5 protein-coding genes and 2 pseudogenes are annotated in these 7,632 nt (G+C 68.9%); 5 read left to right on the top strand and 2 right to left on the bottom strand.

The genetic code is table 11. From position 1 onward, the window contains the following. The 3 genes and pseudogenes from GUY61_RS40720 to GUY61_RS31285 form a co-directional block, all read left to right on the top strand. Positions 1-235, top strand: a pseudogene (locus tag GUY61_RS40720) (hypothetical protein); the annotation flags it as partial. Between the two features lie 10 nt (positions 236-245). After that, positions 246-1,214, top strand: a complete 969-nt coding sequence (locus GUY61_RS31290; RefSeq protein WP_166633619.1) for an ArsA-related P-loop ATPase — start codon at positions 246-248, stop codon at positions 1,212-1,214. Positions 1,215-1,390: 176 nt separating this feature from the next. Beyond that, positions 1,391-2,743, top strand: coding sequence for an ArsA family ATPase (locus GUY61_RS31285; RefSeq protein WP_166633618.1), 1,353 nt, complete (start codon positions 1,391-1,393; stop codon positions 2,741-2,743). Positions 2,744-2,965: 222 nt separating this feature from the next. Here the strand turns inward: GUY61_RS31285 and GUY61_RS31280 are convergent, their stop codons facing one another. Further along, entirely contained in the window at positions 2,966-3,310 is a 345-nt protein-coding gene (locus GUY61_RS31280; protein ID WP_208106687.1) for a WhiB family transcriptional regulator, read from the bottom strand. Between the two features lie 566 nt (positions 3,311-3,876). Here GUY61_RS31280 and GUY61_RS31270 point away from each other — a divergent pair. Further along, a complete protein-coding gene (locus tag GUY61_RS31270; RefSeq protein WP_166633617.1) occupies positions 3,877-4,116 on the top strand; it encodes a hypothetical protein in 240 nt (79 codons plus the stop codon). 19 nt (positions 4,117-4,135) lie between these two features. On the opposite strand, the pseudogene GUY61_RS31265 reads toward GUY61_RS31270, so the two are convergent. Beyond that, a pseudogene (locus tag GUY61_RS31265) lies at positions 4,136-5,116 on the bottom strand (transposase); the annotation flags it as partial. A 149-nt stretch (positions 5,117-5,265) separates the two neighbouring features. Between GUY61_RS31265 and GUY61_RS31260 the strand changes: the two are divergent. Continuing rightward, positions 5,266-7,596 (top strand): transglycosylase domain-containing protein, encoded by a 2,331-nt coding sequence (locus tag GUY61_RS31260; protein WP_166633616.1) that lies wholly within the window; start codon positions 5,266-5,268, stop codon positions 7,594-7,596. Positions 7,597-7,632 lie beyond the last annotated feature (36 nt).

Here is a 7,632-nt window from a genome sequence, read left to right as displayed (position 1 = left end):
CACGTTGTACCGGTCCGCGCTGAAGGTGGGGCGGTTCGTCGCGTGGGGCGACCTCCCCCGGCACGTGGTGGAGGAGGCCTTCCAGGCGGCGGGGGAGTCGACGGGACTGCCGCCGGCCGAGTGCCGCGTCGGTCGGGGTTTGCCCGCTGAGGAGCGGCGTCCGGTGCGTCCGCGGACCACCTCCGGACCACTCCCGGACCACACCCCCTGCTTAGGCCACGGCCTTACTGGTTAGGCTCGAATACGTGAGCAGGCTCCAGGTCGTCAGCGGCAAGGGCGGGACCGGAAAGACCACGGTCGCCGCCGCTCTCGCGCTCGCCCTCGCGACCGAGGGCAAACGCACTCTCCTCGTCGAGGTCGAGGGCAGGCAGGGCATCGCGCAGCTCTTCGAGACGGAACCGCTGCCGTACGAGGAGCGGAAGATCGCCGTCGCGCCGGGCGGGGGTGAGGTGTTCGCGCTGGCCATGGACGCGGAACTGGCCCTGCTCGACTACCTCCAGATGTTCTACAAGCTGGGCGGCGCGGGCCGCGCCCTGCGCAAGATCGGCGCGATCGACTTCGCGACGACCATCGCCCCGGGTGTACGGGACGTGCTGCTGACCGGCAAGGCCTGCGAGGCGGTGCGCCGGAAGGGCAAGGACGGCCGGTACGTGTACGACCACGTGGTGATGGACGCCCCGCCGACCGGCCGGATCACGCGGTTCCTGAACGTCAACACGGAGGTGGCGGGCCTGGCGAAGATCGGCCCGATACACAATCAGGCCCAGGCCGTGATGCGGGTCCTCAAGTCCCCCGAGACGGAGGTGCACTTGGTGACCCTGCTGGAGGAGATGCCGGTCCAGGAGACCGCGGACGGTATCGCGGACCTGCGTGCAGCCGGCCTGCCCGTCGGCCGGGTGATCGTCAACATGGTGCGGCCCAAGGTGCTGGGCGAGGACCACCTGAACGGGCTCGGCGCGCGGCGCGCGGACATCGCCAAGGCACTCTCGGCGGCCGGGCTGGGCGGGGCGCGGCGCGGCGGGCTCGCCGAGCGGCTGGTGGACCCGCTGCTGGAAGAGGCATCGGAACACGCGGAGCGGGTGGCTCTGGAGGAGGAGCAGCGGGCCGTGCTCGCCGGGCTCGGCGTCCCGGTGCGGGAGCTGGAGCTGTTGCCCGACGGCGTGGACCTGGCCGGGCTGTACCGGCTGGCCCGCGAACTGCGCGAGCAGTGGTGAGCCGTCGTGAGCCGGAGTGAGTACGGGCAATTCAGCGAGTACGGGCAATTCAGCGGATGCGGGCGATTCGGGGTGAGCCGGATCGCGCGGCTGCGGGCGTGCGGCGCCCCGGCGGTAACCCCCTGTCGGCGCGTCTGCACGGCAGCGCACAGGAACGTGATTCAGGAGACGACGGCATGAACGTGGCGTCCGCACCCGAGCTGAAGATCGACCCCTTGGTCGACGACCCGAAGACGCGGATCATCGTCTGCTGTGGTGCGGGCGGCGTCGGCAAGACGACGACGGCTGCCGCGCTCGGTGTGCGCGCGGCCGAGCGGGGACGCAAGGTGGTGGTCCTCACCATCGACCCGGCCCGCAGGCTCGCCCAGTCCATGGGGATCGACGCCCTGGACAACACGCCGAGGAAGGTCGAGGGGGTCAAGGGCCCCGGCGAACTCCAAGCGATGATGCTGGACATGAAGCGCACCTTCGACGAGATCGTCGAGGCGCACGCGGACGGAGAGCGGGCCCGCGCGATCCTGGACAACCCCTTCTACCAGTCCCTGTCGGCCGGTTTCGCGGGCACGCAGGAGTACATGGCGATGGAGAAGCTGGGGCAGTTGCGGGCCCGTGACGAGTGGGACCTGATCGTCGTCGACACGCCACCGTCCCGTTCCGCGCTGGACTTCCTGGACGCCCCGAAGCGGCTCGGCTCCTTCCTGGACGGCAAGTTCATCCGCGTCCTGATGGCACCCGCGAAGGTGGGCGGCCGGGCCGGTATGAAGTTCCTCAACGTCGGGATGTCGATGATGACGGGGACGCTGGGCAAGCTGCTGGGCGGCCAGTTCCTGCGGGACGTCCAGATGTTCGTGACCGCCATGGACTCGATGTTCGGCGGTTTCCGGTCCCGCGCCGACGCCACGTACCAGCTGCTCCAGGCCCCCGGCACGGCCTTCCTCGTGGTCGCCGCCCCGGAGCGGGACGCGCTGCGCGAGGCGGCGTACTTCGTCGAGCGGCTGGAGGAGGAGCGGATGCCGCTGGCCGGGCTGGTACTGAACCGGGTGCACGGCAGCGGGGCCGCCCACTTGCCGGCCGAGCGGGCGCTGGCCGCCGCGGAGGACCTCGACGGGTACGGGTACGGCTCCGAGACCCCGGCCGGTCCCGGCGACCCGGACGGCACAGAAAATCTTGACGCGAGCCGCATTGTGGATCAGGTGGCCGGGAAAGCTGGTCTTCGTGACTCCCGCGACTCCAGGGCCGTATCTCCCGAACCAGCTCCCGACGACTCCGCTTCTCCCGATGTTCTCGAAGTGCCCGGCGAACCTGCCCGGAGCGTCGAGGAGTTGACCGCCGCCCTGCTGCGGCTGCACGCCGAACGCATGCAGGTGGTCGCGCGCGAGGAACGCACACGCGACCGTTTCACCGCCCTGCACCCCGAGGTTCCCGTGGCCGAAGTGGCCGCCCTGCCGGGTGATGTGCACGACCTGGTCGGGCTGCGGGACATCGGTGACCGCCTCGCGGCCGGTCGCGCACCCTCCGGAGCCGCCTGAGGGGCCTCAGACCTCGGACGGACGAGGGCGCGGGGCGCGGGCAGCGAGACCGCTCGGACCGAGCACTCATGAAACAGGGATCACACGCCGGCGAACACGGGCCGACGTGACCCGACCCGGTAAACGCCGAGCTCCCCCGAACTCGGCGCCGTACGTGGCTTCCTGGGCCCCTGGACCGCACCTCCCAGGGCCGTGCTTCCCGCCCGGCGCGCGCGTCGCGCGCTAACCCACCGCCGCGTACCTCTCGAACACCTCGTCCTCCTCGCCCGTCACGGGCAGGATTCCCGCGCCGCGCTCGTATTCCGAGCGCGCGGTCTCCAGCAGACGCCTCCAGGACGTCACAGTGGGTCGCCGGCGCAACAGTGCGCGACGTTCCCGCTCGGTCATACCACCCCATACGCCGAATTCGACGCGATTGTCGAGCGCATCAGCCAGGCACTCGGTCCGCACCGGGCACCCGGTGCACACCGCCTTGGCCCTGTTCTGCGCCGCTCCTTGTACGAACAGTTCGTCCGGATCGGTAGTGCGGCAGGCCGCCTGCGCACTCCAGTCGGTTACCCAGCCCATGCCGGCGCCGTCCTCTCCCGAATCGAGGCTCCCCCACGGCGGCAGCGGCATATTCACCGCTGCCAGTTGAGGACGTTACGGAAGGTGGGCACAGCGCAACACCCCCTTCGGGCCCAATCTTGAATGGCCCGAACGGACTATGGGTACGCGGCAGATCACCCAACGGAGTGAGCTGAGGACATGCGCGACAATCCCGGCGAACCAGGACGATCCTCTTGACTTCAGTTGACTTGCGTCCGTGCGCCGGCCCGGTTCACGGCCCCGCGACGGAGAACACCGGGTGACGCATGCGGTGGATTCGGGCACGGGCACTTTCCCGGCCGGATGCACGTTCGGAGGACAGGCGCCTGTCACGGACTGGTCACTTCGGCCTTCGGAGGGACACCCCGAACCCCCCGGAAACCGGCCACGCCGTGACAGCTGTGACCAGCTTAGGCCAACGCCTGTACACCTGTCCGGCGATTGAGAACGTAGACACCTCACGTTGCTACGCCGTCAAGTCCAGGGGATGAGTCCTCCGAACACGGCGCGGTCGTGGAGTTGCTCAACGAGGCACGATGAGCGCCATGGATTCCGATCTGCCGACGGTGACCGTGCCGCTTTGGCATGCCGATGCTGTCGTCCTGTTCGACTGGTTGATGACTACCGATCTCAACACGGTCCCCATCACACACCCCGCGCAGAAGCAGGCCCTGATGGACCTGCTCACTCGGCTGAAGAGCGACGTCGATGCCGACATCGCCAGTTCGACCGAGGAGGAGATCGCCGCCGCGCAGGAGGCTGTGGCCCGAGACATGGGTTGGTAGGAGCTCGCCTGGCCCTGGCTCAGGCAGCTGCTGCCTCCAAGGACGTGGGCAGTGCGGGGAACGCGGACTGTTCGTCGAAGAGCTCGCGCTTCTGGAGGCAGTGGTAGAGCTGTCCGATCATGCGGTTGAAGAGGTTGCGCTGGGCGGCTGCGTGCCAGTCGCCTTGTTCGCGTCGGCGGCGGTAGTGGGCGTTGGCCCCCGTGGATGCCCGGAGGGAGGCGAAGGCCCAGAGGTAGCCGGCGTGGTTGAGCCGGTCGTTCTTCACCCAGCGTCTGGTGATGGCGGACTTCGTGCCGGAGGCACGGGTGATAGGCGAGGACCCGGCGTAGGCCTTGAGGCCGCGGGCGTCGGCGAAGCGGGTGCGGTCGTCGCCGATCTCGGCCAGGACTCGGGCGGCGAGCTGGATGCCGAGGCCGGGGAAGCTCAGCAGGATCTCGGCGTCCGGGTGCCTCGGGAAGGCTTCTTCCACCGCTTCGGCAAGCTGGTCGGCGGCGGTGCAGGCGGCGTCCAGCTGGATGAGGAGGGCGAGCATCTGCTTGCCGAGCGCGTCCTCGACCAGCGGCGGCTGGTGGGCCCATTCGGCCCGGAAGACCTCGCGGAGGCGGTCGCCCTCGGCTTCGATGCCGCGCTGGCGACCGGCTCGCTTGAGCGCGGCCTGGATCTGGGTGCGGGTCAACCGTGCGGCCCGCGCAGGGGTTGGGGCGGTCTTGAGAAGCTCGCGGGCCTCGGGCCGGCACAGACCGTTGGTCCAGGCGGCGAAGGCGGCCAGCGCGGCCGGGTAGTACTCGCGCAGCAGGGACCGGAGCTGGTTGGCGAGCTGCTGCCGGTTCCACAAAGAGTCCTGCTGGGCGCGGGCCAGGACGGTGATCGCGCGGCCGAGGTCGGAGTCGTCGGGCAGGGGCCTGTGGGCGTGCATGTCGGTGCGGAGGATGTTGGCGAGGACCAAGGCGTCGCCGGGGTCGGACTTCTTGCGCGAGACGCTGTGGCGCCCACGTGACCGCCACCACCATGAGCACCACGACCACGCACCCGGTCTACGTTGAGGCCTCGACGGCCCGGCTGCCCTTGGATGTCACGGTCTGGTACTCGAACGCTCCGAGAAGCACCCGCTACTGCAGAACGCTCATAACTACGGATTAGGCTGCCCCCATGCCAAACAAGCCCTCCGGCGGGGGTCTCACGAAGACCCAGCAGGCCGCCAAGTTCCTCGGAGTCAGCATGCTCTCCGGGGCCGTGCTCGCAGGCATCGCCCTGCCCGCGTTCGGAGCGCTGGGACTTGCGGCCAAGGGAACGGTCGAGGGATTCGACGAGATCCCCGCAAACCTCAAGACCCCGCCGCTCAGCCAGCGCACGACGATCCTCGACTCAGAGGGCGGCCAGATCGCCACGGTCTACTCACGTGACCGTACGGTCGTGCCCCTGAAGAAGATCTCGCCGTACATGCAGAAGGCGATCGTCGCGATCGAGGACTCGCGCTTCTACGAGCACGGGGCGATCGACCTGAAGGGCGTGCTCCGAGCGCTCAACAAGAACGCGCAGGCGGGCGAGGTGTCGGAGGGCGCCTCCACCCTCACCCAGCAGTACGTGAAGAACGTCTTCGTGGAGGAGGCCGGTGACGATGCCGACAAGGTCGCCCAGGCCACCCAGCAGACGCTCGGCCGCAAGATCCAGGAGCTGAAGTACGCGATCCAGGTCGAGGAGGAACTCGGCAAGAAGAAGATCCTGGAGAACTACCTCAACATCACGTTCTTCGGCCAGCAGGCGTACGGCGTCGAGGCCGCCTCCCGGCGGTACTTCTCCAAGTCCGCCGCGGACCTGAAGCTCAGCGAGGCGGCGCTGCTCGCCGGCATCGTGCAGTCGCCGAGCCGGTTCGACCCGGTGAACGACCCCGAGGAGGCCGTCAAGCGGCGCAACGTCGTCCTCCAGCGGATGGCCGAGGTCGGTGACATCACGCCGGCGGAGGCCGCCAAGGCCAAGGAGTCGAAACTCGGGCTGAAGATCAGTCGGCCCAAGAACGGCTGCATCACGGCCGTGGACGGCGCCGGCTTCTTCTGCGACTACGTGCGCAAGGTCATCCTCAATGACCCGGCCTTCGGGAAGACGGAGGAGGAGCGCAAGAAGCTCTGGAACCTCGGTGGCCTGACCGTCAAGACCACCCTGAGCCCGCGCGCGCAGGAGGCCGCCAACGAGGCGGCCACATCGAAGGTCTACAAGAGCGACAAGGTCGCGGCCGCGGTGGTGCAGGTCCAGCCCGGCTCCGGCAAGATCCTCTCCATGGCCCAGTCGCGCCCGTACGGCCTGGACCAGACCAAGCACGAGACGGTGCTGAACCTGGCCGTCGACAGCAAGATGGGCGGCACGACGTACGGCTTCCAGGTCGGTTCGACCTTCAAGCCGATAACGGCCGCGGCGGCCCTGGAGAAGGGCCTCAGCCCGGCGCAGGTCTTCTCGAGCGGGTGGAAGCTCTCGCTCCCCATGAACTCCTTCACCAACTGCAAGGGCTCCCCGGCCGGCAGCGGCAACTGGGACCTGCAGAACGAGCTGGAGTCCGAGAAGGGCGCCTGGGACATGACGAGCGCGCTCGGCAAGTCCATCAACACCTACTTCGCCATGCTGGAGCAGAAGGCCGGACTCTGCGACACCGTCCAGATGGCGAGGAAGATGGGCTACCAGCGGGGCGACGGCAAGGACATCGGCCAGAACCCCTCGATCACCCTGGGCGGTGAGGAGAGCACCCCGCTCTCCATGGCTGCCACCTACGCCACCTTCGCGAACCGCGGCACATACTGCACCCCGATAGCGATCGAGTCCATCACCACGGCGGACGACAAGAAGATCGAGGTGCCGGAGACCTCGTGCTCGCGGGCGATGAGCGAGCAGACCGCCGACACCATAAACCAGATGCTCAAGGGCGTGGTCGAGGACGGCACCGGTACCCAGGCCGGCCTGAGCGACCGCGACAACGCGGGCAAGACCGGTACGACGAACGACCGCAAGGACGCCTGGTTCGTGGGGTACACCCCCAACCTCTCCACCGCGGTGTGGGTCGGCGACGACGTCGGTGAGAAGGCGTCGATGTACAACATCACCATCGGCGGCACGTACTACGACAAGGTCTGCGGCGGCTGCCTCCCCGGCCCCATCTGGCGGATAGCGATGACCGGGGCGCTGGACGCCTCCGACACCCCGTCCTTCAACCCGATCTCCGTGCCGCGCGGCCGGACGGAGAAGGAGAAGGACGAGGACGACGACCGGCGCGACAACAAGCCCGGCGACAACCGCGGCAACCAGAACGGCGGCCAGGAGGACCCGTTCCCCGGCATCACCATTCCGCCGGACCTCCTCGGCGGCGGTGACAACGGCGGCACGACGACGGACGGCGGAGTCACGACCGGCACGACGACCACGGGCACGACGACCGGTACGACGACGAACGGCAACGCGAACGGCAACTCGGGGCCGGGCGGCTGGTTCCCGTAGGCCGGCGGGCCGACGTGCGGAAGGGGCGTCCGGATC

The sequence above is a fragment of the Streptomyces sp. GC420 genome, from assembly GCF_009916105.1.
Taxonomy (GTDB): Bacteria; Actinomycetota; Actinomycetes; order Streptomycetales; family Streptomycetaceae; genus Streptomyces.
Note: the sequence above shows the minus strand (reverse complement) of the source record. Positions and strands in the feature narration are given on the sequence as shown.

Coding starts and splice junctions, on each gene's coding strand:
- GUY61_RS31270 (WP_166633617.1), top strand. CDS start 3,877: ATGGATTCCGATCTGCCGACGGTGACCGTGCCGCTTTGGCATGCCGAT.
- GUY61_RS31280 (WP_208106687.1), bottom strand. CDS start 3,310: ATGGGCTGGGTAACCGACTGGAGTGCGCAGGCGGCCTGCCGCACTACC.
- GUY61_RS31285 (WP_166633618.1), top strand. CDS start 1,391: ATGAACGTGGCGTCCGCACCCGAGCTGAAGATCGACCCCTTGGTCGAC.
- GUY61_RS31260 (WP_166633616.1), top strand. CDS start 5,266: ATGCCAAACAAGCCCTCCGGCGGGGGTCTCACGAAGACCCAGCAGGCC.